The 24,774-nt window shown below is 69.8% G+C and carries 26 protein-coding genes; 9 read left to right on the top strand and 17 right to left on the bottom strand.

All coding sequences use genetic code 11. The annotated features are described in order from the left end of the window. Positions 1-89 precede the first annotated feature (89 nt). From AB0E90_RS23925 to ruvC, 7 genes are all read right to left on the bottom strand, one after another. A complete protein-coding gene (locus AB0E90_RS23925) occupies positions 90-644 on the bottom strand; it encodes an adenine phosphoribosyltransferase (protein ID WP_360409545.1) in 555 nt (184 codons plus the stop codon). Positions 645-705: 61 nt separating this feature from the next. Next, positions 706-1,908 carry a protein translocase subunit SecF gene (gene secF, locus AB0E90_RS23920; protein ID WP_360409542.1) on the bottom strand — a complete coding sequence of 401 codons (1,203 nt, stop codon included), beginning with the start codon at positions 1,906-1,908 and terminating at the stop codon, positions 706-708. A gap of 1 nt (position 1,909) precedes the next feature. After that, on the bottom strand, positions 1,910-3,784 hold the full coding sequence (secD, locus tag AB0E90_RS23915; protein ID WP_360409539.1) for a protein translocase subunit SecD: 1,875 nt from the start codon (positions 3,782-3,784) through the stop codon (positions 1,910-1,912). Between the two features lie 152 nt (positions 3,785-3,936). Further along, entirely contained in the window at positions 3,937-4,344 is a 408-nt protein-coding gene (gene yajC / locus AB0E90_RS23910; RefSeq protein ID WP_360409536.1) for a preprotein translocase subunit YajC, read from the bottom strand. Between the two features lie 143 nt (positions 4,345-4,487). After that, on the bottom strand, positions 4,488-5,519 hold the full coding sequence (gene ruvB, locus AB0E90_RS23905; RefSeq protein WP_360409533.1) for a Holliday junction branch migration DNA helicase RuvB: 1,032 nt from the start codon (positions 5,517-5,519) through the stop codon (positions 4,488-4,490). Then, positions 5,516-6,118, bottom strand: coding sequence for a Holliday junction branch migration protein RuvA (ruvA, locus tag AB0E90_RS23900; protein WP_360409530.1), 603 nt, complete (start codon positions 6,116-6,118; stop codon positions 5,516-5,518). Before ruvA ends, ruvB begins: the two co-directional genes overlap by 4 nt. Then, positions 6,115-6,651 (bottom strand): crossover junction endodeoxyribonuclease RuvC, encoded by a 537-nt coding sequence (gene ruvC, locus AB0E90_RS23895; protein WP_360409527.1) that lies wholly within the window; start codon positions 6,649-6,651, stop codon positions 6,115-6,117. Before ruvC ends, ruvA begins: the two co-directional genes overlap by 4 nt. Positions 6,652-6,761: 110 nt before the next feature. Here ruvC and AB0E90_RS23890 point away from each other — a divergent pair, with 110 nt between their 5' ends. After that, positions 6,762-7,295 carry a hypothetical protein gene (locus AB0E90_RS23890; protein ID WP_360409524.1) on the top strand — a complete coding sequence of 178 codons (534 nt, stop codon included), beginning with the start codon at positions 6,762-6,764 and terminating at the stop codon, positions 7,293-7,295. Between the two features lie 78 nt (positions 7,296-7,373). Here AB0E90_RS23890 and AB0E90_RS23885 read toward each other — a convergent pair whose 3' ends face one another. The 3 genes from AB0E90_RS23885 to pdxT all read right to left on the bottom strand — a co-directional run bounded on the left by AB0E90_RS23885 (position 7,374) and on the right by pdxT (position 9,493). After that, positions 7,374-7,931: a Uma2 family endonuclease gene (locus tag AB0E90_RS23885; protein ID WP_360409521.1), complete on the bottom strand. Its 558-nt coding sequence runs from the start codon at positions 7,929-7,931 to the stop codon at positions 7,374-7,376. A 187-nt stretch (positions 7,932-8,118) separates the two neighbouring features. Then, on the bottom strand, positions 8,119-8,871 hold the full coding sequence (locus tag AB0E90_RS23880; protein ID WP_360409518.1) for a YebC/PmpR family DNA-binding transcriptional regulator: 753 nt from the start codon (positions 8,869-8,871) through the stop codon (positions 8,119-8,121). A 16-nt stretch (positions 8,872-8,887) separates the two neighbouring features. Continuing rightward, positions 8,888-9,493, bottom strand: a complete 606-nt coding sequence (gene pdxT, locus AB0E90_RS23875; protein ID WP_360409515.1) for a pyridoxal 5'-phosphate synthase glutaminase subunit PdxT — start codon at positions 9,491-9,493, stop codon at positions 8,888-8,890. 23 nt (positions 9,494-9,516) lie between these two features. Here pdxT and AB0E90_RS23870 point away from each other — a divergent pair, with 23 nt between their 5' ends. From AB0E90_RS23870 to pdxS, 3 genes are all read left to right on the top strand, one after another. Then, a complete protein-coding gene (locus AB0E90_RS23870) occupies positions 9,517-9,936 on the top strand; it encodes an AraC family transcriptional regulator (RefSeq protein ID WP_360409512.1) in 420 nt (139 codons plus the stop codon). Continuing rightward, positions 9,933-10,364 carry a VOC family protein gene (locus tag AB0E90_RS23865; protein WP_360409509.1) on the top strand — a complete coding sequence of 144 codons (432 nt, stop codon included), beginning with the start codon at positions 9,933-9,935 and terminating at the stop codon, positions 10,362-10,364. Before AB0E90_RS23870 ends, AB0E90_RS23865 begins: the two co-directional genes overlap by 4 nt. A 203-nt stretch (positions 10,365-10,567) precedes the next feature. Continuing rightward, positions 10,568-11,467, top strand: a complete 900-nt coding sequence (gene pdxS / locus AB0E90_RS23860) for a pyridoxal 5'-phosphate synthase lyase subunit PdxS (RefSeq protein ID WP_360409506.1) — start codon at positions 10,568-10,570, stop codon at positions 11,465-11,467. Position 11,468: 1 nt separating this feature from the next. Here pdxS and AB0E90_RS23855 read toward each other — a convergent pair whose 3' ends face one another. The 4 genes from AB0E90_RS23855 to pgsA are packed head-to-tail and all read right to left on the bottom strand — an operon-like array spanning position 11,469 to position 14,696. Continuing rightward, positions 11,469-12,005 carry a hypothetical protein gene (locus AB0E90_RS23855; RefSeq protein ID WP_360409503.1) on the bottom strand — a complete coding sequence of 179 codons (537 nt, stop codon included), beginning with the start codon at positions 12,003-12,005 and terminating at the stop codon, positions 11,469-11,471. 25 nt (positions 12,006-12,030) lie between these two features. Continuing rightward, complete coding sequence (locus tag AB0E90_RS23850; protein ID WP_360409500.1) at positions 12,031-13,185, bottom strand: glycosyltransferase family 4 protein; 1,155 nt, start codon at positions 13,183-13,185, stop codon at positions 12,031-12,033. 9 nt (positions 13,186-13,194) lie between these two features. Beyond that, positions 13,195-14,058, bottom strand: coding sequence for a phosphatidylinositol mannoside acyltransferase (locus tag AB0E90_RS23845; RefSeq protein ID WP_360409497.1), 864 nt, complete (start codon positions 14,056-14,058; stop codon positions 13,195-13,197). Beyond that, on the bottom strand, positions 14,055-14,696 hold the full coding sequence (pgsA, locus tag AB0E90_RS23840; protein ID WP_360409494.1) for a phosphatidylinositol phosphate synthase: 642 nt from the start codon (positions 14,694-14,696) through the stop codon (positions 14,055-14,057). The genes AB0E90_RS23845 and pgsA overlap by 4 nt, the downstream gene beginning before the upstream one ends. Before the next feature lie 194 nt (positions 14,697-14,890). Here pgsA and AB0E90_RS23835 point away from each other — a divergent pair, with 194 nt between their 5' ends. Further along, on the top strand, positions 14,891-17,050 hold the full coding sequence (locus tag AB0E90_RS23835; protein ID WP_360409491.1) for an elongation factor G-like protein EF-G2: 2,160 nt from the start codon (positions 14,891-14,893) through the stop codon (positions 17,048-17,050). Here AB0E90_RS23835 and AB0E90_RS23830 read toward each other — a convergent pair whose 3' ends face one another. Further along, entirely contained in the window at positions 17,051-18,220 is a 1,170-nt protein-coding gene (locus AB0E90_RS23830) for an FAD-dependent monooxygenase (protein WP_360409488.1), read from the bottom strand. Between the two features lie 54 nt (positions 18,221-18,274). On the opposite strand from AB0E90_RS23830, the gene AB0E90_RS23825 reads away from it, so the two are divergent. Then, the gene (locus tag AB0E90_RS23825) at positions 18,275-18,847 is read left to right on the top strand and encodes a TetR/AcrR family transcriptional regulator (protein ID WP_360409485.1); all 573 of its coding nucleotides are present in this window, start codon (positions 18,275-18,277) and stop codon (positions 18,845-18,847) included. Here AB0E90_RS23825 and AB0E90_RS23820 read toward each other — a convergent pair. Both AB0E90_RS23820 and AB0E90_RS23815 read right to left on the bottom strand, forming a co-directional pair. Continuing rightward, positions 18,816-19,271, bottom strand: a complete 456-nt coding sequence (locus AB0E90_RS23820) for an HIT domain-containing protein (protein WP_360410145.1) — start codon at positions 19,269-19,271, stop codon at positions 18,816-18,818. The two genes, AB0E90_RS23825 and AB0E90_RS23820, sit on opposite strands and share 32 nt — an antisense overlap. 82 nt (positions 19,272-19,353) lie before the next feature. Then, complete coding sequence (locus tag AB0E90_RS23815; protein ID WP_360409482.1) at positions 19,354-20,250, bottom strand: ADP-ribosylglycohydrolase family protein; 897 nt, start codon at positions 20,248-20,250, stop codon at positions 19,354-19,356. Positions 20,251-20,346: 96 nt separating this feature from the next. Here AB0E90_RS23815 and AB0E90_RS23810 point away from each other — a divergent pair, with 96 nt between their 5' ends. The 3 genes from AB0E90_RS23810 (at position 20,347) to AB0E90_RS23800 (ending at position 24,770) form a co-directional block, all read left to right on the top strand. Continuing rightward, complete coding sequence (locus AB0E90_RS23810) at positions 20,347-21,036, top strand: response regulator transcription factor (protein ID WP_360409479.1); 690 nt, start codon at positions 20,347-20,349, stop codon at positions 21,034-21,036. Positions 21,037-21,140: 104 nt separating this feature from the next. After that, positions 21,141-22,436: a HAMP domain-containing sensor histidine kinase gene (locus AB0E90_RS23805; RefSeq protein ID WP_360409476.1), complete on the top strand. Its 1,296-nt coding sequence runs from the start codon at positions 21,141-21,143 to the stop codon at positions 22,434-22,436. A 219-nt stretch (positions 22,437-22,655) separates the two neighbouring features. Next, a complete protein-coding gene (locus AB0E90_RS23800; RefSeq protein ID WP_360409473.1) occupies positions 22,656-24,770 on the top strand; it encodes an RICIN domain-containing protein in 2,115 nt (704 codons plus the stop codon). Positions 24,771-24,774: the final 4 nt, after the last annotated feature.

The following is a 24,774-nucleotide window of genomic DNA, read 5'->3' as shown; positions in this document are numbered from 1 at the left end:
TGCTTAGGAACGCCATCCTACCCGCACAGACTTCCCGGATGCCCCGGCCGAACCTCCGAAAGAGCGGGTATCCAGCGGACGAAGTCGGATCAAACGGTCAACAGCGCGTGCAGCGTACGGGGGCTGAGGCGCTCCCGGCCCTTCAGGAACGCCAGCTCCATCAGCACCGCGAAGCCCACGACCGTGCCACCGGCCCGCTCGACCAGATCCAGTGCGGCGCCGGCCGTGCCACCGGTGGCGAGCACGTCGTCGACCACCAGGACGCGCTGTCCGGCGATGAAAGCGTCCTCGTGCACCTCGAGGGTGGCCTCGCCGTATTCGAGCTCGTACGTGGCCGACAGGGCCTTGCGGGGAAGCTTGCCTGCCTTGCGCACCGGGACCACGCCGGTGCCGGTCGCGTACGCGATCGCGGCGGCCACCACGAAGCCGCGCGCCTCCACCCCGGCCACCACGTCGAAGGAGTGCCGTCCGTAGTGCTCGACGAGGCCGTCCACCACCCGGCGGAACGCGGCGCCGTCGGCGAACAGCGGCATCAGGTCCTTGAAGACGATGCCCGGCTTCGGGAAGTCGGGCACGTCGACCGTGCCGGCCAGGACCACGGAAGCAAGTTCGGGACCGCTGTCGCCGCGCGGAGTCTCAGTCACGGCGGAAAGCTTAAAGGCCCGCCGCCCCTTCCGGGACGACGGGCCTTCGCGCGAGGTGGGATCAGCGGCGCTTGGTGCCGCCGCTCGGGCGGTTGCCGGCGCCGCCGGGACGGCCGCTGCGGTTGGTGTTCCGCTTCGCCGTCGGGCGGGCGCCCGGGCGCGGCGAGGTGCCGGCCAGCGCCGGGGCCTCGTCCGACTCGGTGGCGTTCGGCGTGCGCTGACGCTCGGCCCGCGGCGCCACGTCGCCGGAGCGGGCCGAGGCCCGCCGGGCCAGCACCCGCGCGGTGTGCGCCTTGATCTTCGGCTCCTGGTCCTTGAGCGCGCTCAGCACCGGGGCCGCGAACATGATCGAGGAGATGACACCGAAGCCCATGCCGACGAAGAGCACCAGGCCGAGGTCCTTCAGCGTGCCCGCGCCGAGCAGGCCGGCGCCGATGAAGAGCAGACCGCCGACCGGCAGCAGCGCCACCAGACCGGTGTTGATCGAACGCATCAGGGTCTGGTTGACCGCGAGGTTCGTCGCTTCCGAATACGTCCGGGTGCTGCTCGCCGTGATGCCGCGGGTGTTCTCCTGAACCTTGTCGAACACCACCACCACGTCGTACAGCGAATAACCGAGGATCGTCAGGAAGCCGATCACCGTGGACGGCGTGACCTCGAAGCCGACCAGCGAATAGACGCCGGCGGTGAGGATCAGGTCGAGCAGCAGCGAGGAGAGCGCGGCCACCGCCATCCGCCATTCGAACCGGATGATCAGGTACGCCGTGACCAGGATCAGGAAGATGATCAGACCGTAGATGGCCTGCCTGGTCACCTGCCCGCCCCACGCCGCCGACACCCGGTCGTCGCTGACGTCGTCGGCCTTGACGCCGAGGTCGGCGACGACGGCCGTCTTGGCCGTCTCGGCCTGGGCGGCGCTCAGATCCGAGGCCCGGACGGTGTAGTAGCTCTCCGCGCTGCCGACGCTGTCGACCTTCTGCGCGGCACCGATCGTGGCGCCCGAGTCGACCGACTTGATCGCGCGGTCGACCGCCTGGGAGACCTCGTCCTGGGTCAGAGCCTGGCCGCTGGTGGTCTTGGCCGGCACGCTGAACGACGTGCCACCGGCAAACTCGATGCCCAGCTCGAACTGCTTGAACACGAAGCTGCCGATCGAGATCAGCACCAGCACGGCCGCGACGATGAACCAGGTTTTACGGCGGCCGACGATGTTGACGTTCGCTTCGCCCTGGTAAAGGCGGTTGGCGAAACCGGTACCGGCCATCTCAGGCCTCCTTGACATCGGTCTGGGCGCGACGCAGGACGCGGCCGAGACCGCTCACCCGCGGCGACAGGAACGCCTTGGTGTTCGCGAACATCGTCATGATCGGGTGCCGGAAGAGGAACACCACGAGCAGGTCGAGCACGGTGGACAGACCCAGCGCGAACGCGAAGCCCTGCACGGCGCCGACCGAGACGATGTAGAGCACCACCGCGGCCATGATCGTGATCGTGTTGGCCGAGATGATCGTACGGCGGGCTCGGGCCCAGGCCCGGGGCACCGCGGAGCGTGGAGTCCTGCCCTCGTGGATCTCGTCCTTCAGTCGTTCGAAGTAGATGACGAACGAGTCTGCGGCCACACCCAGTGACACGATGAAACCGGCGATGCCGGCCAGCGTCAGAGTGAAGCCCATCGTGCGGCCGAGGAAGACCAGGGCGCCGAAGGTCAGCAGACCGGACAGGATCAGGCTCAGGAAGATGACCGAGCCGAGCAGGCGGTAGTAGAAGAACGCGTAGATCGCCACCAGGAGCATGCCGATCGCGGCGGCCAGCAGGCCCGCCTTGAGCTGCTGGATGCCCAGCGTCGCGGAGACGGTCTGCGCCGGGCCGGAGGTGAAGGTGACCGGGATCGCGCCGAAGTTCAGCTGGTCGGCCAGCTGCTTGGCGGAGACCGCGTCGAACTGCCCGGTGATCTGCGAGGTGCTGGTGAGCACGCCCTGGATCTGCGGCGCCGAGATGACGTTCTTGTCGAGGACCACCGCGACCGCGCAGTGCTCGATGCTCGAATACAACGCCTGGGCGGCGGTGTAGCAGGGGTCGGTCGTGGTGGCGTTGAACGCCGTACGCGTCAGGGCCGTCCATTTGGTCTGGCCCTCGCTCTTGAAGTCGAGCGAGACGACCCACTGACCGTTCTGCTGGTCGAGCTGCGCCGAGGCCTTGGAGATGTCGTCACCGACCACCGAGGCCTTGTCCAGCATGATCTTGGCGCCGTTGTAGCAGGCGACGACCTTCGACTTCACGTCGTCGATCGCGCCGTTGGGCCGGTTGTTCAGCTGGGTGCAGCTGATCGTCGGGATGTTGAACTGCATGTCCGGCGTCAGCGCGTTGACCTCGGGGCCGCTCAGCTTGCCGAAGCCGGTGTAGTTCAGCCCGGCCTTCGGGTCGGCCGACAGGTCGACCGGCGCGGTCAGCTTCTGCGCGGCGGTCCAGACCGCCGCGCCGATCTTCTTCTGCACGTCGGCGGCCGTGACCTCCTCCTGGCCGGGCACCGGAACGGTGCTGTCGGCGTCGGGGGTCGCGGTGACGGTCGGGCTCGGCGTCGAGCTCGGGCTCGGCGCCTTCACGACCTCGCCACCACCCTGGCCACCGGTCGACGGCGTGGCGTTCACCGCGGGGGCGCTCGCGCTGCCCGTCGGCTTGGCCGAGGTGCTGGCCGACGGGGCCACCGAAGCAGCGGCGGACGGCGACGCGGTCGACGGGTTCAGCGCCGCCTCGGCGACGTCACCGGTCACGCCGGTCAGCAGGCGGAAACGCATCTGGGCGGCCGTCGCGAGGTCTTTCAGCTGGTCGTCGGACTTGCCGGCGAGCGAGACCACGATGTTGCGCTTGCCCTGGATGACGACCTCGGCCTCGGACACACCGAGCGCGTTGACGCGGTTCTCGATGATGTTCCGCGCCTGCTCCATGCTCTGCGTCGACGGGTCCTGCCCGCCCTGCACGGACGCGATATAGGTGGCCTGGGTGCCGCCGACGAGGTCCAGACCCAGCTTCGGGTGGAGTCGATCGGCGAAATTGCCCTTCGCGCCACCGGCGAAGAACACAAGCAGATACAGGACGACGAAGACCAGGCCGAGCACGCCAAGTTGGCGTCCGGGATGCATCTGTCCCTGTGGTGGTCGTGCCACGGCGTTCGGTCTCCCTGTGCGTGTCGGCCGCTCCCCTGGCGGCGCCGATCAGATTGCAGTGGCCGTTCTGCGGCCGGACGAATCGGCCCGACGGCTGGCTGCGCCGCGGGCCGGTTCGAAAGCTTTGTTCAGTCTTTCTTGCTCTTGTCGGCGATCGTGTCGTCGACGTCGGCCACCGGCTCCTCGATGACGACCGGCTCGTCTTCCACCGGCACATCCTCATCCGTCTCAACGACGGGCTCGGCCTTCGGAAGCACGCGAGCGATGGCCGGACGGGCAAACGTCACCACGACACCGGGAGCGACCTCCAGCGTAGCCAGATCACTATCGATGGTTACCACTGTGCCATGAAGGCCGCCGATGGTCACGATCTGGTCGCCCGGACCCAGCGTGTTCTGCATCGTCTGCGCCTCGCGGCGACGCTTCTGCTGCGGGCGGATCATCAGGAAATAGACGACACCGAAGAGCAGAAGGAGGAACAGGATCGTTGTGAAGCCGCTTCCGCCTGCGCCACCCTCGGCTGCTGCGTGAACCACTAGAAAGCCTTCCGTAGGCCACCGAAGCGCGACATGGGCGCGTCGGGGCGATATGCACATCCCGGTTGAACCGCGGCGAGTCTAATCGGTCAACCTGGGAAGTCCGAATGCGGCACACATCACGTTCACATTACGAGCGGATTTCAGGCGTCTCGGGCGAACAGATCACCCTGCGCCACCCCCGACGGGGGCGTTCGGCCCAGATGCAGCCAGCCCGACTCGGTTGCCACCCGGCCCCGCGGAGTGCGCGCGAGCAGGCCGGCCCGCACCAGGAACGGCTCGCAGACCTCCTCGACCGTGTCGGACTGCTCACCGACCGCCACGGCAAGAGTGGACAGGCCGACCGGGCCGCCCCGGAACGAGTCGATCAGCGCCCGCAGCACGGCCCGGTCCAGCCGGTCCAGGCCGAGCGCGTCCACGTCGTACACCTTGAGGGCCTCGCGGGCGGTTTCCTCGGTGACCACCCCGTCCGCCCGCACCTCGGCATAATCTCGCACCCGGCGCAGCAGGCGGTTGGCGATACGCGGCGTGCCGCGTGAGCGGCCGGCGATCTCCGTCGCCCCCTCGGCCGTGATCGGCACCCCGAGAATCCGGGCCGAACGGTGCAGCAGAGAGTCCAGATCGGCCGATGAGTAGAAGTCGAGATGCGCGACGAAACCGAACCGATCTCGCATCGGACCGGAAAGTAGTCCCGCGCGTGTCGTGGCCCCCACAAGAGTGAACGGCTCGACGTCGATCGGAATCGCGGTCGCGCCCGGCCCCTTGCCCACGATCACGTCGACCCGGAAATCCTCCATCGCCGAGTAGAGCAACTCCTCGGCCGGCTTCGCGATCCGGTGGATCTCGTCGATGAACAGCACGTCGCCCGGCGCGAGGCTGGTGAGGATCGCGGCCAGATCGCCGGACCGCTCGATCACCGGGCCGCTCGTCGTCCGGATGCTGGTGCCCAGCTCGGCCGCCACGATGTTGGCCAGCGTCGTCTTTCCCAAACCCGGCGGGCCGGACAAAAGAATGTGGTCGGGCGGCGTGCCCCGGCCCATCGCACCCTTCAGCAGCAGTTCCAGCTGGTCGCGAACCCGGTGCTGGGCGATGAACTCGGCCAGCCGGCGCGGGCGGACGCTCGCCTCGGCGTCCAGTTCCTCGTCGCCGGCATCGGGTGAGACCAGCTCGCTCATCGAGTCTTGCCCAGCAACCGGATCGCCTGCCGGAGCAGGATCGGCACCGACGGCACCTCGCCGTCGATCGACTCGGCGACCGCGGTCACCGCCTGATCGGCCTGCGCCACTGTCCAGCCGAGCGCGAGCACGCCCTGGCGCACCTGCTCCTGCCAGTCGCCGCGCAGCATGCCGGCCGGGGCGCCGTCGGCCGTCGGCATCGGGCCGATCCGGTCGCGCAGCTCGATCACCATCTTCTCGGCGCCCTTCTTGCCGACGCCCGGCACCCGGGTGAGCGTGGCCAGGTCGGCGCCGGCGATCGCGCGGCGCACCACGTCGGGGGTGTGCACGGCCAGCACCGCCTGGGCCAGCCGGGGGCCGACCCCGTTCGCGGTCTGGAGCAGCTCGAACAACTGCTTCTCGTCGTCGTCGGCGAAGCCGTACAGCGTGAGCGAGTCTTCCCGGACCACGAGGCTGGTCGCCAGCCGGCACTCGACACCGGCCTTCAGGCCGGCCAGCGTGCCCGGCGCGCACATCACCTGCATGCCCACGCCGCCCACCTCGACGACCGCGCTGTCCGGCAGGATCGCGGCCACCACGCCGCGCACACTCGCGATCATCGTCGGGCTCCTCGCATGCTCTTCATGGCTTTTGCCTTCGCCGCCTCGATCCGCGCCTTGGTCCCGCCACGCCAGATGTGGCAGATGGCGAGGGCGAGCGCGTCGGCGGCATCGGCCGGTTTCGGCGGCGCGTCGAGCCCCAGCAGCCGGGTGACCATGCTGGTCACCTGCGCCTTGCCCGCCGTGCCGGAGCCGGTCACGGCCGCCTTGACCTCACTCGGCGTATAGGTCTGCACCGGCAGCCCGGCCCGCGCACCGGCCAGGATCGCGACGCCGCTGGCCTGCGCCGTGCCCATCACCGTCCGCACGTTGTGCTGGGAAAACACTCGCTCGACGGCCACGCTGTCGGGCTTGTGCTCGGCCACCAGATCAGCCAGCGACTGGTCCAGATGCAGCAGCCGGAGCGAGATGTCCTCGTCGGGTTCGCTGTAGATCACGTAGTAGCCGATCAGCTTGCATTGCCGGCCGGGCACGCCATCGACCACACCGACCCCGCACCGGGTCAGCCCCGGGTCGACGCCGAGCACGCGCACACGGACCTCCCCTGCCTCACGTACGTGTGTTCGACACCCTAATACGCAACCCTCTTGCGCCCGGCACCGACACGCTCCGACGATGGGTGCGCGAGGCTTTGGGGGTAGCCATGTATCTGGTTCCGCCGATGGACGACGACCCGCCACCGGAGTTCGTCACCTTCGTTACCGGCCACCTGGCCGCCCTGCGCCACGAGACGGACCGCCTGGTCGGCGGCGACTTCGAGGCCGCGCACCTCTACATGGACGTGCTCACCGACGTGGCCGGCCACTGGCGCCGCCTCTACTGGTGGGGCCGCCTCGCGGGCAAGGACACCGCGACGGCCTACCTGGAGAGGCGCCTGGCTCACCGCACCAAGCAGTGGCGCGACGAACAGATCTACGAGGTCGACATCCGCGTGCTGCGCACCCAGATCTACCTGCCGGCGGCCCCATCGAGCCGGACCAGCTTGGCGTTACGAAAGGCCACGATCCTGCCGAGTACGGCACGGAGCGCCACCGCCTCGATGGCCGACGCCGGCATAGCGTGGGTAAAGGCCTACCGAAAGTCCGAGTGGCACCGCATTGGCCGCCTGGCCGCAACGGGCATCCTCCTGGTAGGCGGCATGATCCAGTACATGTCCTGGCTATCCAGCACGTATTAGGTCGGTCCGGGACGCCTCACCGATCCGTCGCTGCTTCAACCGCAGAACACCTCGTCGCTGACGTCGAAGTTGCGAGTTTCACAGACTCTCATTCTTCGCTTTGAACTCCGCCTCGAGCTCGGAGAGCCGGACAGTGCGCTCGCGAACGTAGGCCGGCGCGGCGGCGCCCGAGAGCGCCAGACGGTGAAGGTGCACCAACCCGTCGTCGCGCGCACGTTCCGGCGTCCGGTCGACAATCCAGTACTCGGGGATGCCGCGCTCCGCGTACCACTGGGCTTTGTCGGTGTACTCGCCATTCATCGAGTTCTCCGAAACGATCTCCGCCACTAGCTGGAAAGCCGAGCCCGGGAGATTTGCGTCCTCAGCCACAGTGGCGAGATCGCCGGTCAGCACACCGACGTCAGGAATGCGGTTGTCGCGTGGCCGCTCGCCACGAACGCCGGTGTCCTGGAGAGCCTCGAGGCCGGCCGCGCAAAGCATGTCCACGAGACGCCGGGCCATCCACTTATGCCAGTAGATGGACGGCGTCATGATGACAAGACTTCCGTTGTGCAGCTCGTAGCGATATCCCTCGGGCAGGGAAGCAAGGTCATCGACATCGAGGTCCTCGATGGGCGGCAGATTGATGCTCGGCATAGTGGCCAACACCCCTTCACCCTGCTGGTCACCAGACCAGATGTCACTAGTCAACCTCTGTCGCGCGCACACCGCCATGGCTGTGACACAAGTATCGCCTGCCCGGAACCTGATGCCCGGACACGACTTCAGATATACGGACGGGGCCGATGCATTCAGCACCGGCCCCGTCCGAGAACCTCAGGCATCACGCGTCAATAGCGGCCATGACCTCGTCGCTGACGTCGAAGTTCGCGAAGATGTTCTGGACGTCGTCGCAGTCCTCGAGGGCGTCGATCAGCTTGAAGACCTTGCGGGCTGCTTCCTCGTCGACCGGCACCGTCATCGTCGGGACCAGGGAGGACTCGGCCGAGTCGTACTCGATGCCGGCCTCCTGCAGGGCCGTGCGGACCGCCGGCAGGTCGGTCGGCTCGCTGACCACCTCGAACGAGTCGCCCAGGTCGTTGATCTCCTCGGCGCCGGCGTCGAGGACGGCCAGCATCAGGTCGTCCTCGCTGCTCACGCCCTTCGGGACGATGAACACGCCCTTGCGGTTGAACAGGTAGGACACGCTGCCGGCGTCGGCGAACGTGCCGCCGTTGCGGGTCAGGGCGGTGCGCACCTCGGTGGCGGCGCGGTTGCGGTTGTCGGTGAGGCACTCGATCAGGATGGCTACGCCGTTCGGGCCGTACCCCTCGTACATGATCGTCTGCCAGTCGGCGCCGCCGGCCTCCAGGCCGGAGCCGCGCTTGACCGCGTTGCTGATGTTGTCGTTGGGGACGGAACTCTTCTTCGCCTTCTGGATGGCGTCGAAGAGCGTGGGGTTGCCACTCGGATCACCACCGCCGGTGCGCGCCGCGACCTCGATGTTCTTGATGAGCTTGGCGAACATCTTGCCGCGCTTGGCGTCGATGGCGGCCTTCTTGTGCTTCGTCGTCGCCCATTTGGAGTGGCCAGACATGCAAAACCTCCGTGATCTACCGTGCGTCTGCGGCCTGGCGGACCATCTCGACGAAGTACCGGTGGACGCGCAGGTCTCCGGTAAGCTCCGGGTGGAAAGCCGTGGCGAGCAGGTTCCCCTGCCGAACGGCGACAATCCTACCGGCGGCCGGCCCATCCTTGACGCGCCCCAACACTCGCACGTCGTCGCCGACCTCTTCGACCCATGGCGCCCGGATGAAGACCGCGTGAAAATCTTCGCCCGCAATGTCGTCGATCGTCACCGCCGCCTCGAACGAGTCGACCTGCCGCCCGAACGCGTTGCGCCGCACGGTCATCTCGATCCCCTGGAACGATTCCTGGTCGGGCCGCCCGTCCAGCACGTTCGCGGCCAGCATGATCATGCCGGCGCAGGACCCGTAGACCGGCATCCCGTCGGCGATCCGCTTGCGAATCGGGTCGAGCAGCCCGAACGACACCGCCAGGTTGCTGATGGCCGTCGACTCGCCGCCGGGAAGCACCAGCGCCTCGACGTCAGCGAGCTCCTCCGGCCGCCGGATCGGCCGGGCCAGCACATCACTCTCGGCGAGGGCGGCGAGATGTTCCCGGACATCGCCCTGCAGGGCCAGCACTCCGATGTTCATCCGTCCCAGCTTAGGGTCTGTGAGTGTTCGCCATCCGCAGGGTTCGGGACCATCTCGATCGACACCATGCCGAGCCGATCACGCTGAGCCGGCTCGCCGTCATGGCCGGAATGTCGCGGTTCCACTTGGTCCGCGCATTCCGCGCGGCCTACGGCCAGACCCCCATCAGCTATCTCTCGCAGCGCCGGATCGCGCGGGCGCAGGACCTCTTGCGGTACGCGAACCTCAGCGTCACCGAGGTCTGCATGATCGTCGGCTACACGTCGCTGGGTTCGTTCTCGTCCCGATTCAGCGAGCTGGTCGGCGAGAGCCCGGCCGCCTATCAGCGTCGCTGGGCCGACCAGGCGCACCTGATTCCGGGCTGCCATCTCTTCATGCGCGGGGTGATACCGCAATCCGGAAGAAGCGCAGGCGGGCCGGACGGGCCTAGCGTCGGGGCATGATTCAGAACATCTCGCTGGTCACCGTCTACTGCCTGGACCAGAGCGCCACCCGTGACTTCTACGTCCGCCACCTGGGCTTCGAGGCACGGGTGGACGCCACGATGGGCGATTTCCGCTGGGTGACGATCGCCCATCCGGCCCAGCCGGAGATCGAGGTGACCCTGATGACGCCGGGCCCGCCGCTCTCCCCCGAGGCCGCCGGCTTCGTTCGCGGTCAGTTGGAGTCGGGGCAGATGGGCGGCCTGGGGCTCAAGGTCGACGACTGCCGCCAGACCTTCGCCGAACTGTCGGCGGCCGGGGTCGCGTTCATTCAGGAACCGGCGGACCGCCCGTACGGAGTAGAAGCCGTCATGCGCGACAACACCGGGAACTGGCTGACCCTGGTCGAGCCGAAGGCCTTCACCCCGGCCGACCTCGCGAAATTCTGAAGACGGTCAGCGCGCCGCAGGCTGCCGCTTTCGGGACGAAGGGCAGGGTGGCCTCCTGAATCTGCCAAACGGTTGCAATCGGGTTCGCCGGGCCGAAAACCCTCAGGCGCAGGCCACCGGGGGGTCGATTGGCCATCGGTCGGGGGTGTCTTCGTGCGTACGATCCGTATTACCGAAAACCCCGCTTGAGGAGCCGATACACCATGTCTACCGATAACCAGCCCGCCGTCGGGACCGCGCGCGTCAAGCGCGGCATGGCGGAGATGCTCAAGGGCGGCGTGATCATGGATGTTGTCACGCCCGAGCAGGCGAAGATCGCCGAGGACGCCGGAGCCGTGGCCGTCATGGCGCTCGAGCGTGTGCCGGCCGACATCCGCGCCCAGGGTGGCGTCTCCCGCATGTCGGACCCGGACATGGTCGACGGCATCATCAGCGCCGTGTCCATCCCGGTGATGGCCAAGGCCCGCATCGGGCACTTCGTCGAGGCCCAGGTGCTGCAGTCGCTCGGCGTCGACTACGTCGACGAGTCCGAGGTGCTGACCCCGGCCGACTACGCCAACCACATCGACAAGTGGCAGTTCACGGTGCCGTTCGTGTGCGGCGCCACCAACCTGGGTGAGGCGCTGCGGCGGATCACCGAGGGCGCTGCGATGATCCGCTCGAAGGGCGAGGCGGGCACCGGCGACGTGTCCAACGCGACGACCCACATGCGCAAGATCCGGCAGGAGATCCGCCGGCTGCAGACCCTGCCGGAGGACGAGTTGTTCGTCGCCGCGAAGGAGCTGCAGGCGCCGTACGACCTGGTCAAGGAGATCGCCGAGGCGGGCAAGCTGCCGGTCGTGCTGTTCACCGCGGGCGGCATCGCGACCCCGGCCGACGCGGCGATGATGATGCAGCTCGGCGCCGAGGGCGTGTTCGTCGGCTCCGGCATCTTCAAGTCGGGCAACCCGGCGCAGCGGGCCGCCGCGATCGTCAAGGCCGTCACGTTCCACGACGACCCGGACGTGATCGCCAAGGTGTCGCGCGGCCTGGGTGAGGCCATGGTCGGCATCAACGTCGACGACATCCCGCAGCCGCACCGGCTCGCCGAGCGCGGCTGGTAGGTCAGACGGACTCGAGCGGGGCGGTCGGGGTGGCCGGCGACGGCACCTCGATCGCCCGCTCGGGCAGCGCCGGGTCCTCGATGTCGAAGTACTGCGGGCGGGGGTAACGCCGCGCCAGACCGAGCGCCCGCACCAGTGGGCGATGGCGGGCGGTCAGCGCGTCGCGGACCTGATCGGTGTGCACCTGGCGGGCCAGCATCACCCGCCGGCTCGCCGCGAGAAGCTGGCGTTCGGGCAGGCCGGGCCCGAACGGCGCGGCCGTGTGCAACTGGCGGGTGAGGTCGTTCTCGGCCTGCTCGCGCTCGTCGGGGTCGGCGTCGAGAGCCAGCCGCGCGGAGGCGTAGAGCTCGACGTTGTCCTCCTCCTCGGCGACCACCGCGGCGGCGGCGGCCCGGCGCAGCAGGTGGGCGTCGAGGGCCCGCTCGGCGGACTGGGCGCGCACGTGCACCCGCTCCACCCGGTGGGCCGTCCAGCCGAGGTAGGTGGCGAGCAGAACGACGAACGCGACCACCCCCAGCACCCACCACATGCCGGGCATCGTAGTTCCCCGGGATGACGAACGGTCAGGTGGCCGACCGTGGTTCCGACCACTCTTCGTCGAAGACGCGCCCGTCGGTGGCCTCGATCGCGGCGGCGTAGACCTCGAGGACCCGCTGCGCGACGCTGGTCCAGTCGAAGGCGGCGACGGCGGTGTGCCCCGCGGCGATCAGCGTGGAGCGGCGGGCCGGGTCGTCGAGCAGTTCGCCCAGCAGCTGGGTGAGCGCGTCGGCGTCGCCGGTGGGGAAGAGCGCCCCGGCCCGGCCGCCGTCGAGCACCCGGCGGAACGCGTCGAGGTCGCTGGCGGCGATCGCAGTGCCGGCCGCCATCGCCTCGGTGAGGATCATCCCGAAGCTCTCGCCGCCGGTGTTGGGCGCGACGTAGACATCCACGCTGCGTAGCATGCGAGCTTTGTCCGCTTCTGACACCAAACCGAGGAATGTCACCCGATCGTGCAGGGAAGCCGGGAACTCGGCATAGAGATCGTCGCGATCTCCCGGCCCGGCCACCAGAAGTCGCAGATCCGGCCGCGCCTGAGCCAGCGGGACGAACGCCGCCCGCAGGATGTCGAAGCCCTTGCGCGGCTCGGTGAACCGGCCGAGGAAGCCGAGCGTGCCGCCGCTGCCCGGCCAGCCGTCCATCGGCCGGGCCGAGGCGAACTTCGCCACCGCCACCCCGTTCGGGATCTCCACCGCTCCCCCGCCGAGGTGCTCGACCTGCACCTTGCGGGCCAGCTCGCTGACCGCGATCCGCGCGGTGATCTTCTCGATCACGAGCTGGAGCAGGCCCTGGGCGACCGACAGCGCCCGTGACCGGGTCATCGCGGTGTGGAACGTGGCGACGACCGGCCCGCGGGCGGAGAGGACGGCCAGCATCGACAGCGAGAGGGCCAGCGGCTCGTGCACGTGCAGCACGTCGAAGTTGCCCCGGTTCAGCCAGCGCCGCACCCGGGCGGTGGACACCGGCCCGAACGCGATCCGGGCGACCGACCCGTTGTAGGGGAACGGGACCGCCCGGCCGGCCGGCACGACGTACGGCGGCAGGTCGGCGTCCTCGTCGGCCGGCGCCAGCACGCTGACCTCGTGGCCGAGGGTGATCAGCGCCTCGGAGAGATCCATGATGTGGTTCTGCACGCCGCCGGGCACGTCGAAGGAATAGGGCGAAACGATCCCGATCCGCACGATGCCCTCCTACAGCCACAGTTTCTGCAGCATGTGCCAGTCCTGCGGATGGTCGGCGATGCCCTCCGCGTACGCGTCGGCCAGCATCTGCGTGGTCGCCTTGACCCGGGCGTCCAGCGGGCCGTCGGTCGGCGGAACGATCCGGCGCAGCACCGCGTAGGTCTGCGTCGGCGTGAAGGAGAGATCCACCGCGTAGAGCGGGGCGCCGGTCCGGATCGCCAGGATCGCCGGGCCGGCCGGCATCCGGGTGCGGCCGCCGAAGAACGACACCTCGACCCCGCTGCGGGACAGGTCGCGATCGCCGAGCAGGCAGGCCAGCCAGCCCTGGCCGAGGCGATCGGCGAGCGCGTCGAGCGGCGGCCGCTCGCCGCCGGTGAGCGGGATGACCTCCATCCCGAGCTTCTCCCGGTACGCCACGAACTGCCTGTACACCGCTTCCGGCTTGAGTCGCTCGGCGACCGTGACCATCGACCAGCCGTTGGAGACCACCCAGGCCGCGGCCGCGTCCCAGTTGCCGACGTGCGGCAGCGCGAGCACCACGCCCTTGCCGTCGGCGACGTCCTTGCGGAGCCAGTCGTACTGCTCCGCCGAGATCCCGAAGCCGTCCAGGAACTGCTGCCTGGTCTGCGACGGCAGCCGGAAGGCCTCGAGCCAGTAGCGGGCGTACGAGCGGAGCCCGTCCCGGACCACCGTGTCGGAAATGCCCGGCTCGACCTGCTGCAGGTTGCGGCGCAGGCGCTGGGTGCCGGGCCCGTTCTTCCGGTACGCCCGGTCGGCCGCCGCGGTGAACAGAGCCCGCGCCGCCGGCAGCGGCATCATCCGGACGAGCCGCCAGCCGGCCACGAACCCGAGCTCGGTCAGCCGATCCTTCATGCAGCCGGCTCGGCAGGGGTAGGCGAAACCGGCGAGGGCTCGGTGCGGGCCGCGTGGATCAGCCGCTGGAAGGCGGTGATCACCGCGAGCGCGCCGATCACCCACAGGGCGGCCGGCAGCCCCCACTCGAGCCCGAGGCTGCCCAGCAGGCCGCCGACGCCGAGGATGGCCAGCCGTTCGAACCGCTCGGCGATGCCGACGTCGGCGTTCAGGCCGAGGCTCTGGGCGCGCGCCTTCACATACGACACCACCTGGCCGGCGGCCAGCGCGACCAGCGCGGCGACCGTCCCACCGTACGGATTGTGCTGGCCGGCCATGTAATAGACGACCGCGCCGAAGACCGCGCCGTCGGCGATCCGGTCCATCGACGAGTCGAGCAGGGCGCCGAACTTCTTGTTGCCGCCCAGCATCCGGGCCATCGTGCCGTCGAGCAGGTCGGTCAGCGCGAACGCGGTGACGACCACGGTGCCCCAGAACAGGCGGCCGTTGGCGCCCAGCCACGCGCCACCGAGCACGCCGACGGTGCCGGCGATGGTGACGGCGTTCGGCGAGATGCCGATCTTGAGCAGGAAACGGGCGGTCGGATTGACTACGTGCGACATGACGGCACGCGCGGGAACACTGACGATCTTTGCCATGGCCGTACCACCTTATCGGCGACCAGGCAGGGACGGTGCAATCCGCTCCGTCAGTGGCCGTATCGTCATCTGCACCGCCTTGATAAAGGACCAAAGACCCGAGGTCGCTACAAAGGGTTGCGATCGCCGCAGCAGCGGGTGTGGGATTCAGGAACAGCGGCGTAACAGTCTCGAAACGACGGGAGCGACCGGCGATGGCGCAGAAGACCTCGCAGATGGGGCTCAACGGCGCGACGGCGCCGGTGGTGACCGAGCCCGGCAGAGTCCGCAACGTGGTGCTGGTGGGTCATTCGGGCTCGGGCAAGACCACTCTGGTCGAAGCCCTGCTCGCCGCCACCGGGGCGATTCCGCGGGCGGGCACGGTGACCGACGGCACCACGGTGTCCGACCACGACCCGGCCGCGGTCCGCCAGCAGCGCTCGGTCGCGCTGGCCTGCGCCCCGGTCGTGCACCAGGGCGTGAAGGTCAATCTGCTGGACACCCCCGGTTACGCCGACTTCGTCGGGGAGCTGCGCGCCGGCCTGCGGGCCGCGGACGCCGCGCTCTTCGTCGTCTCGGCGGTCGACGGCATCGACGACGCGACCATCGCCCTCTGGGAGGAATGCGCCTCGGTCGGCATGCCCCGCGCGGTCGCGATCACCCGGCTCGACCACCCCCGGGCCGACTACGACGGCACCCTCCAGGACTGCCAGGAGGCGTTCGGCGAGAACGTGATGCCGACCTACCAGCCGATGCTCGACGACGACGGCCACTCGGTGGCCGGCCTGATCGGCCTGGTCACGCTGCGCGTGCTCGACTATTCCGAGGGCTATCCGCCGCGGGTCGGCGAGGCCGAGCCGGAGCATCTCAACCCGATCGCCGACGACCGAAACACGCTCATCGAGGGGATCATCGCGGAGAGCGAGGACGAGACCCTCATGGACCGCTACCTGAGCGGCGAGCTGGTCTCCACCGACACCGTGCTGGCCGACCTGGAGAAAGCGGTCGCGAAGGGCAACTTCTACCCGGTCATCCCGGTCTGCGCGGCCACCGCCGTGGGCCTCGATGCGCTGCTCGACGGCCTGGTCACGGCCGCTCCGACGCCGCTGGAGCACGACCTGCCGGTGGTCACCGGCGTAGACGGCTCGCCGCGCCGGCCGCTGACCTGTGACCCCGACGGCCCGCTGGTCGCCGAGGTGGTCAAGACCACGATCGACCGGCACGTGGGCCGGGTCTCGCTGGTCCGGGTGTTCTCCGGCACGCTCAAGCCGGAGCAGGTGCTGCACGTCTCCGGGCACGGCATGGTCGAGCGCGGCCACCCCGACCACGACGCCGACGAGCGGGTCGCGCACATCTACTCCCCGCTGGGCGCGCAGCTGCGCGAGGTGCCGTTCTGCATCGCCGGAGACATCTGCGCGATCACCAAGTCGGGCAGCGCCGAGACCGGCGACACGCTCTCCGGCAAGGACAACCCGCTGCTCATGGAGCCGTGGACGATGCCGGAGCCGCTGCTGCCGATCGCGGTGGTGGCCAAAACCCGCTCCGACGAGGACGCTCTCGCGAAAAACCTCGCCCGGCTCGTCGCCGGCGATCCGACCCTGCGCCTGGAGCGCAACGTCGAGACCCACCAGCTGGTGCTCTGGACGATGGGCGAGTCGCACGCGGACGTGGTGCTCGATCGGCTGCGCTCGGGCGGCGTCGAGCTGGACACCGAGCCGGTGAAGGTGCCGCTGCGAGAGACCTTCGGGGCGACCGCGAAGGGTCACGGCCGGCACGTCAAGCAGTCCGGCGGCCACGGCCAGTACGCGGTCTGCCACATCGAGGTCGAGCCACTGCCGCGCGGTTCGGGCTTCGAGTTCGTCGACCGGGTGGTGGGCGGCGCGGTGCCGCACAACTACATCCCCTCGGTGGAGAAGGGCGTGCGCTCCCAGCTGGAACGCGGCCTGGTCTCCGGTTACCCGGTGGTCGACCTGCGGGTGACGCTGTTCGACGGCAAGGCGCACAGCGTCGACTCGTCGGATGCCGCGTTCCAGACCGCCGGCGCCCTCGCCCTCCGCGAGGCCGCCGCCGCCGGTGAGGTGACGCTCCTCGAGCCGATCGACGAGATCGCCGTCCGGGTCCCGGAGATGTATGTGGGGGCGGTGATGAGCGATCTCTCCGGCCGCCGGGGGCGGCCGCTCGGCTCGGAATCCGAGCCGGACGGCACGCACAGCCTGGTGCGGGCCGAGGTGCCGGCCACCGAACTGATCCGGTACGCGGTGGAGCTGCGCGCCCTGTCGTCCGGCTCGGGCACCTTCACCCGCACCTACATCCGGCACGAGCCGATGCCCGCCCACCTCACCGAGGCCGTGCGCAAGGAGCACGCCACCAAGTAGTCACAGCGCGATGGCGTTGGCCGCCTCGTGCATCGGCGCCAGGACCTTGTCGATCACCTGCTCCTTGCGCGGGTGGTACTTCAGGGTCCGCATGCCGTAATTGCGGAAGGCGATCTGGAAGCGGCCGCCCGGCACCATGTCCTTCGCCATCTTGCGGCCGAACGCCATGTTCTTCTCGACGAACGGGCGCATGCTCCGCTCGTACTCCTCAATTCCGCCCGGCGTGCCCAGACGCTCAGCCAGCAGGTAGGCACCCACCAGAGCCATGCTTGTGCCCTGGCCGGAGGCCGGCGATGGGCAGTGCGCGGCGTCGCCGAGCAGCACCACGCGCCCGGCCGACCAGGACGGCATCTCGATCTGGCTCATCGAGTCGAAGTAGAAGTCGTCGGCCGCGTCGATCGAGGCGAGGAAGCGGTCGGTCTCCCAGCCGAGACCCTGGAACGCGGCCTTGACCTGAGCTTTCTGCGAAGCGACGTCGCGCCGGTCGTAACCGACCGGCGGCGACGCGAAGGTCATGCCGACCCTGGCGGGCTGGTCGCTGCCCATGGCGTACGCGAAGACCAGTCGCCCGGGCCGGGAGAACATCAGCTCGTCGCGGTCGATGCCGAGGTGGTTGGGGACGGTGAAGATCGAGATATACGCCCCCAGGTGGACCGGCTCGACCTCGCCGAACGCGAGCCGCCGAGTGTTCGAGTGCAGGCCGTCGGCGCCGATGACGTAGTCGAAGCGACGTGCCGCCCCCCGCTCGAACGTCACGTCCACCCCCTCGTCGTCGGACCGAAGACCGGTGATCGAGTCGCCGAACACGTATTCCACGTCGGCGGCCGTCGCGTCATACATGACCTGGCCGATGTCGCCCCGCATGAGCTCGATGTCGTCGCCGCGCCGGCCCATCAGAAGGCTGGCCGGGAGGGTGGCGATGGGCCGGCCATCGGGGCGAACGTAGGTGATCTGCTTCATCCCGCAGTCGAGGGCGCGGCAGGTGTCGTAGACGCCGAGGCGCTTGAGCACCTCGGTGCCGGCGCCGCGAATGTCCACCTTGTAACCGCCTTCGCGCAGCGACGGCGCGCGCTCCACGATCGTCACGTCGAAACCGCGACGGCGCAGGCCCAGCGCCAGGGCGGGACCGGCCACGCCGGCTCCGGAGATCAGTACCCGTTGGGTCGTCATGGGAGTTACTATACAAACGTCTTACACGTTTGTATAGAAGTTAAGGTGAAGCTCGTGGGGCACAAGGAAGATCTGCTGGCCGGGGCCAAGAAGGCGCTGCTCGAGAAGGGCTACGCCCGGACGAAGGCGCGCGACATCGTGGCGATCTCCGGGACCAACCTCGGCTCGATCGGCTACCACTACGGTTCCACCGAGGCGCTGATGACCACCGCGATGATCAGCGCCATGGAGGACTGGGGCGACGCCGTCTTCACCGCGCTCACCGGCCCGAGCCTCGACGGCGAGGACTCGATGGTCGGCTTCTGGCGCCGCATCATCCGCTCGATCACCGAGTACCGCGCGTTGTGGCTGGCCAGCGTCGAGGTGCTGATCCAGGCCGAGCACAGCCCGCAACTGCGCGAACAGCTGGCCGACGGGATCGAGCAGGGCCGCCGGGGCATGGCGGCGCTGCTGACCGGCACGCCGGAGGATCAGCTGACCGGCGAGACCGTGCGCACGATCGGCTCGATGCAGATGGCGCTGATGTCCGGGGTGCTGACCCAGTGGCTGGCCGACCCGGCCACCGCGCCCACCGCGGAGGAGATCGTGGCCGGTATCAGAGCGCTGTCCACGCCTTCGACAGCATGAGCCGGGTGTCGCCGAGCAGTTGAGGCAGCACCTTGGTGCGGCCGACCACCGGCATGAAGTTGCCGTCGCCACCCCACCGCGGCACCACGTGCTGGTGGAGATGGGCGGCGATGCCGGCCCCGGCCACCGAACCCTGGTTCATCCCCAGGTTGAAGCCGTGCGGGCGGCTCACCGTGCGGATCACCCGCATCGCCCGCCGGGTGAACGCGGCCACCTCGACCGTCTCCTCCTCGGTGAGCTCGGTGTAGTCGGCCACGTGCCGGTAAGGGCAGATCAACACATGCCCCGGGTTGTACGGATAGAGGTTGAGCACCGCATAGACGAGCTCGCCGCGCGCCACCATCAGGCTCTCCGCCTCGGGCACGTCGGGCGCCAGGCAGAACGCGCAGCCCTCGGGGCGGTCCGCGCCGGTGATGTAGGGCATCCGGTGCGGCGTCCACAGGCGCTCCAGGCCGTCGGGTTCGCCGGTCTCGATCCGCTGCTCGGTCACGCTCAGCAGACTATTCTCATTCGCCCGCGGCTGTCGCCGCCGACAGCCAACCGGGCAACGGTTCCCGGGCCGAGCGCCAGGCCGGCGGGATGCCGTCGAGACCGGTGTACGCGGCGATGATTCCACCGGCCATCGCGCACGTCGTGTCGACGTCCCCACCGGCTTCGATGCAGGCCGCGATCGCCGCCGGATAGTCGTCGAGGAACCGGTCGGCGACCCAGATCGCGAACGGCACGGAGTCCTGCGCCATCGCCCGGGCGCCGTTGCCCAACTCGTGCGCCGCCTCGGGAATTGACCGCAGGCGAGTCGCCCGGAGCACCCCGTCCCGGACATGCCCGGAGGGCGTGTGCGCAGCGACCGCACCCAGCAACGACGGTCGCTGACCGTCGAGCCGGCCGGCGGCCGCAACCGCGGCCGCGACCGTGACGGCCACTCCCCCGGCAATCCCCTCCGCATGCGCGTGCGTGACCTCCGCCGCTCGCGCGCCCTGAGCGGCCGCATGGGCGAGGGAATCGGCATGCCAGGCCCCGAGGGGTGCGGCCCGCATGGCCGCGCCGTTGCCCGAGGAGCCCTGGCCGTCGAAGGCCGACGCCGAGGCGATCGGCCACGGCAGCCCCTCGCGGATGGCTCGCAGCATCACCACCGCGCCGGGACCATAGCCTCGATAGGGATCGTGATGGCGCCCGAGGAGCTCGGCGAACGCGTCCCGATCGAAGTCACCCTCGGCGAGCACCGCGACCAGGCAACACGCTTCCTCGGTGTCGTCGGTCCACTCCCACGGGGCCGGCGGCGGATCAGTCAGGTCGACCCGGCGCGCGAAATGCTGCGCTCCGAGCGCGTCACCCACGCTGAGACCGGCCAGGCTCTCGAGCGCGAGAGCCAGCCTTGTACCGGGAAAGAGGGTGAACGACATCGGCACATCGGATGGTATTCGACCACTCTGCGTGATCGAAGGGTGTCCCTCAATCACCGGTTAGGCGCGGCTCGCGCTTGGCGCTACGGTCTCTGCATGGCCACGGTGTTGCTCGTCGAGGACGATCACGTCGTGCGTGGCGCGATGCTGCGATCCTTGACCGATCGGGGCCACGCCGTGCACGCCGTCGGCACCGCGCTGGACGCGCTGCGCCGGGTCGCCGCCGAGACCCCCGACCTCGTGGTCCTCGACCTCGGACTCCCCGATCTGGACGGTTCCGACGCCCTGCGCATGCTGCGCGGCATCACCGATGTCCCGATCATCATCGCCACCGCCCGTGACGACGAGCAGACCGTGGTCCGGCTGCTGCGCGCCGGCGCCGACGATTACATGGTCAAGCCGTTCACCGGCGCCCACCTCGACGCGCGCATCTCCACGGTGCTGCGCCGGGTGGGCCGGGCCAGTCGCACCGCCCAGCCCGCCGTGCACGAGGTCGGCGAGCTCCGGGTGGACATCGGCGAGCGCAGTGCCACCCTGGGTGACCAGGTGCTGGCCCTGACCCGCAAGGAATTCGACCTGCTGGCATACCTCGCGGCCCGACCGGGCCGGGTGGTCTCCCGTCGTGAGCTGTTGGAGGAGGTATGGCGACAGCCATCGGTCGGCGAGGACCAGACGATCGACGTCCACCTGTACTGGCTGAGGCGGAAACTGGGCGAATCCGCGGCGAAGCCGCGCTACCTGCGCACCGTGCGGGGGGTCGGATTCCGGTTGGTGGCGCCGGACTGAGGTCCCGGCTGGCCGCGATCACCGCGGCCACCACGGCCGTCGCCGCCCTCGCCTTCCTGATCCCGCTCGGCTGGGAGCTGCGCTCCGACCACCGCGACGAGACCATGGCGGTGGCCGAGCGCAGCAGTGCCACGGTGGCCGGCGCGATCGCGGCCGGCGCCGACAAGAAGGCCCTCGCCGCCGCGGTGACCGCGGCGGGCAGCAACGCGGTGGTGCATCCGGCCGGCGTCAACGTGCCGGGCCGGGTCAGCGCGGCCGAGGTGCAGCGCACGGCCGACAGCGGCGACATCCGCACCATCGACATCTCCGACGGAGTGGTTCGCCTCGAGCCGGTGACCGTGGCCGGAAAGACCTCGGTGGTCGAGACCTTCGTGCCGGCGGCCCTGCTCAAGGGCAATACCGGCCGCGACTGGCTGCTGCTTCTCGGCATCGCGCTGGGCCTGATCACCGGCTCGGTGTTCGTCGTCGACCGGCTGGCCCGGGGCGCGGTCAACTCGGCCCGCAACCTGGTGCAGGCCGCGCTCAAGGTCGGCGACGGTGACCTGGGCGTCCGCATCCAGCCGTCCGGCCCGCGCGAGCTGGCCGAGGCCGGGTACGCGTTCAACCGGATGGCCGACCGCCTGGTCACCGCCCGCACCGACGAGCGCGAGTTCGTCGCCGACCTGTCGCACCGGCTGCGCACGCCGCTGACCGCCCTGCGGCTGGACGCCGAGGCGCTCGACCCGGACGACACCCAGGTCGGCATGTTCGATCAGGCCGAGCTGGACCGCCGGCGCGGGATCCGGCGCATCCGGACCGCGATCGTGACCCTCGAGGGCGAGGTCAACGATCTGATCAACACCACCCGGCAGGCGGTCGCGGCGCAGGTCGCGGACACCGCCAAGGACGGTCTGTGTGACGCCAGCGAGGTCGTGCGCGAACGGATGACGTTCTGGTCGGCGCTAGCCGGCGACCAGAACCGGCAGTACAAGGTGATCGGCGCGCAGATGCGGATCCCGGTTCCGGTCGCCCGCGCCGAACTGGCTGCCGCGCTCGACGCGATTCTCGGTAATGTCTTCCGCTACACACCGCAGGGCACCGCGTTCGAGGTGGGCATCTCCCGCCGTGACGGCTGGGTGGCCGTCCGTGTCGACGATGCGGGGTCCGGCATCCCCGACCCGGAGAAGGCGATGCAGCGTGGCCAGAGCAACCAGGGTTCGACCGGCCTCGGGCTCGACATCGCCCGGCGGGCGGCCCAGTCCACCGGCGGCTCGGTCAGCCTCGACCGCGCGGCCCTGGGCGGCGCCAGCGTGGTGATGCTGCTGGCCGACGCCGACGCCGCCCCGAAACAGGCCAGCCGATTCGGCCTGGTCGGCCGACTCGCCCGGGAACGCACGAACCGACCGGGCAGGCCCGAGTGAGCCCGATTACGCAAGACGGTGCAACAGTTGCTTAGAAATGGATTAAAGGCATTCCGCTCGCGCATCCGGGCTGGCAGTCTTCCCACCGATCCCATCCGGCTCTCCGGTTCGGAGCCCGCAATTCGTCCCCGCGAAACGAACCGGCGGAGCCAGCGCGCGGTGAGAGGTGGTAACCCCATAACCACCTCCCACCGCGCACCCGCCAGGCAAGGAGACGATTTGTCGACCCAGCACCGGCCGTTCGCCCTCCGCGGGCATCGCCGGGGGCCGCGTCCGTGGAGCCACCGGCTGCTGCCGGTGGGCCTGGGCCTTGCCCTGCTCGGCGTCGGCGGCGTGGTCGGTCCGAGCGTGGTGGAAAGTGTCTCCGGCGACGACTCGTCCCAGCTGAAGCTGGCCGCGGTGCCCGAGGACGACCCCGGCCAGGGGCTGGTCTACGAGGGACTGCAGACCGCCCAGGCGGATGCGATCTGCGCGGGCACCTATCAGCTGGACGAGCAGACCTGCACGGTCGGGCCCGACCCGGCGCCGGCCGGCCTGTCGGTGCGCCGCGACGTCACCCCGGTGACCTCGAAGGCGCCCGAGCCGATCATGCCGACCCTGGAGTCGGCCACCGTGCCGACCGACGCGGAGATCGTCCGCGACCAGGGCGGCAGCGCCCTCACCGCGGACGCGCCGGCACTGATCCCGGACGCCGCCCCCGGTGACGCCGACTTCATCATCGGCCCGAGCCAGGTGGCCTGCGAGGCTGACGGGCGCAGCGGCAAGCGCGTCCAGGTGCTCTACCTGCACGAGTTCGGCACCCCGTCGCGCTACACCGACTTCCTCGGCTCGATCCGCACCTGGACCGCCGGGGTCGACCAGATCTTCGACGAGAGCGCGGCCGAGACCGGCGGGTCCCGGCACGTCCGCTTCGTCACCACCCCGCAGTGCCGGGTCGACGTGGCCGAGGTGCAGCTGCCGTCGTCGGCGCTCACCTCGTTCGCGCTCAGCGTCAAGGCGCTGCAGACGCTCGGTTACAACCGCAACGACCGCAAATACCTGATGTTCGCGGACGCCAACGTCTACTGCGGCATCTCGACCTTCATCGCCGACCGCCGGGCGGGCCTGGGCAACCGCAACAACGGCGGCCCGTCGTACGGGCGGGTCGACGCCGGCTGCTGGAGCTCGGTGATGGCGGCCCGCGAGCTGACCCAGACGCTGGGCGCGGTGCTGATCGACACGCCCAACTCCAGCGGCGCGGGCGGCTGTCTGGACGATTACGACCTGCTGTGCGGCAAGGACCGCTCCGGCAAGGCGGTGCGCGAGGTCTGCCCGAAGAAGCACGAGAACCGCCTCGACTGCGGTCACGACGACTATTTCAGCACCAACCCGAAGCCGGACAGCTACCTCGCCAACAATTGGAACATCGCGACCAGCGAGTTCCTGCTGCGCAGCGACGGCGGCGACGACATCCCGGACGCGGTCGGCGCGCCCGAGCCCACCTCGTCACCGAGCACGACGCCGGCCGCGCCGGCGCCGAGCGTGTCGGCCAGCGCGCCGGCGGACGCCGGCGGCGACGCCCCGCCGAGCTCAGCGCCGCCCGGCGGTGACGCCGTCGTGCCCGGCGCCTCGACCGAGCCGGTGGGGGCCAAGGCCGAGCCGGCCGCCAATGCGATCGCCCAGGCGCCGGTCCAGGCCGTGCTGGAGATCCGCGACGCGGACAGCAGCTCGGTGCGGCTGACCTGGAGCGCGGCGTCACCAACCGCGACATACGAGGTGTGGGTCGGCGACAAGCCGATCGCCACCACGAAGGCGACCCGGGCCCGGCTGATCGGTCTCAAGCCCGACGCGAAATACCCGGTGACGATCAAGTCCGGGGCGGCCTACGCGGCGAAGGCGACGGCCGAGACCGCGCCGGCCGCCCGGCCGGCCCAGAACACCTGGTTCACCCTGACCAACGCGCTGACCGGCGGCGCCGCCGATCTTTACGCGGCCCGCACCGCGAGCGGCACGCCGCTGACGCTGGCCGAGTCGGACGGCAACGCCCAGCAGCAGTGGCAGTTGGTGCCGGGCGGCGACGGCGCCTACTCCCTGGTCTCCCGGGCCACCGGCAAGTGTGTGGTGCCGATGGACGGCAACCCGGTCGCCGGCGCCCCGCTGGTGCAGGGCGACTGCGGCACGGACGACGGGGCCCGCTGGAAACTGCAGGCCTCGGATTATGGCTTCACCCTGCGCACCGCGGTCGGCGACCTGGTGGCGGGGGTGGGAGAGCAACGTTTCGGCGCGCACCGGGTGCTGGTGCTCCAGAACGGCAACGGACAGCGCCACCAGAGCTGGACAGCGGTACCCGACTGACCGG

It is taken from the genome of Actinoplanes sp. NPDC026619, assembly GCF_040638295.1.
Lineage (GTDB): Bacteria > Actinomycetota > Actinomycetes > Mycobacteriales > Micromonosporaceae > Actinoplanes.
Note: the sequence above shows the minus strand (reverse complement) of the source record. Positions and strands in the feature narration are given on the sequence as shown.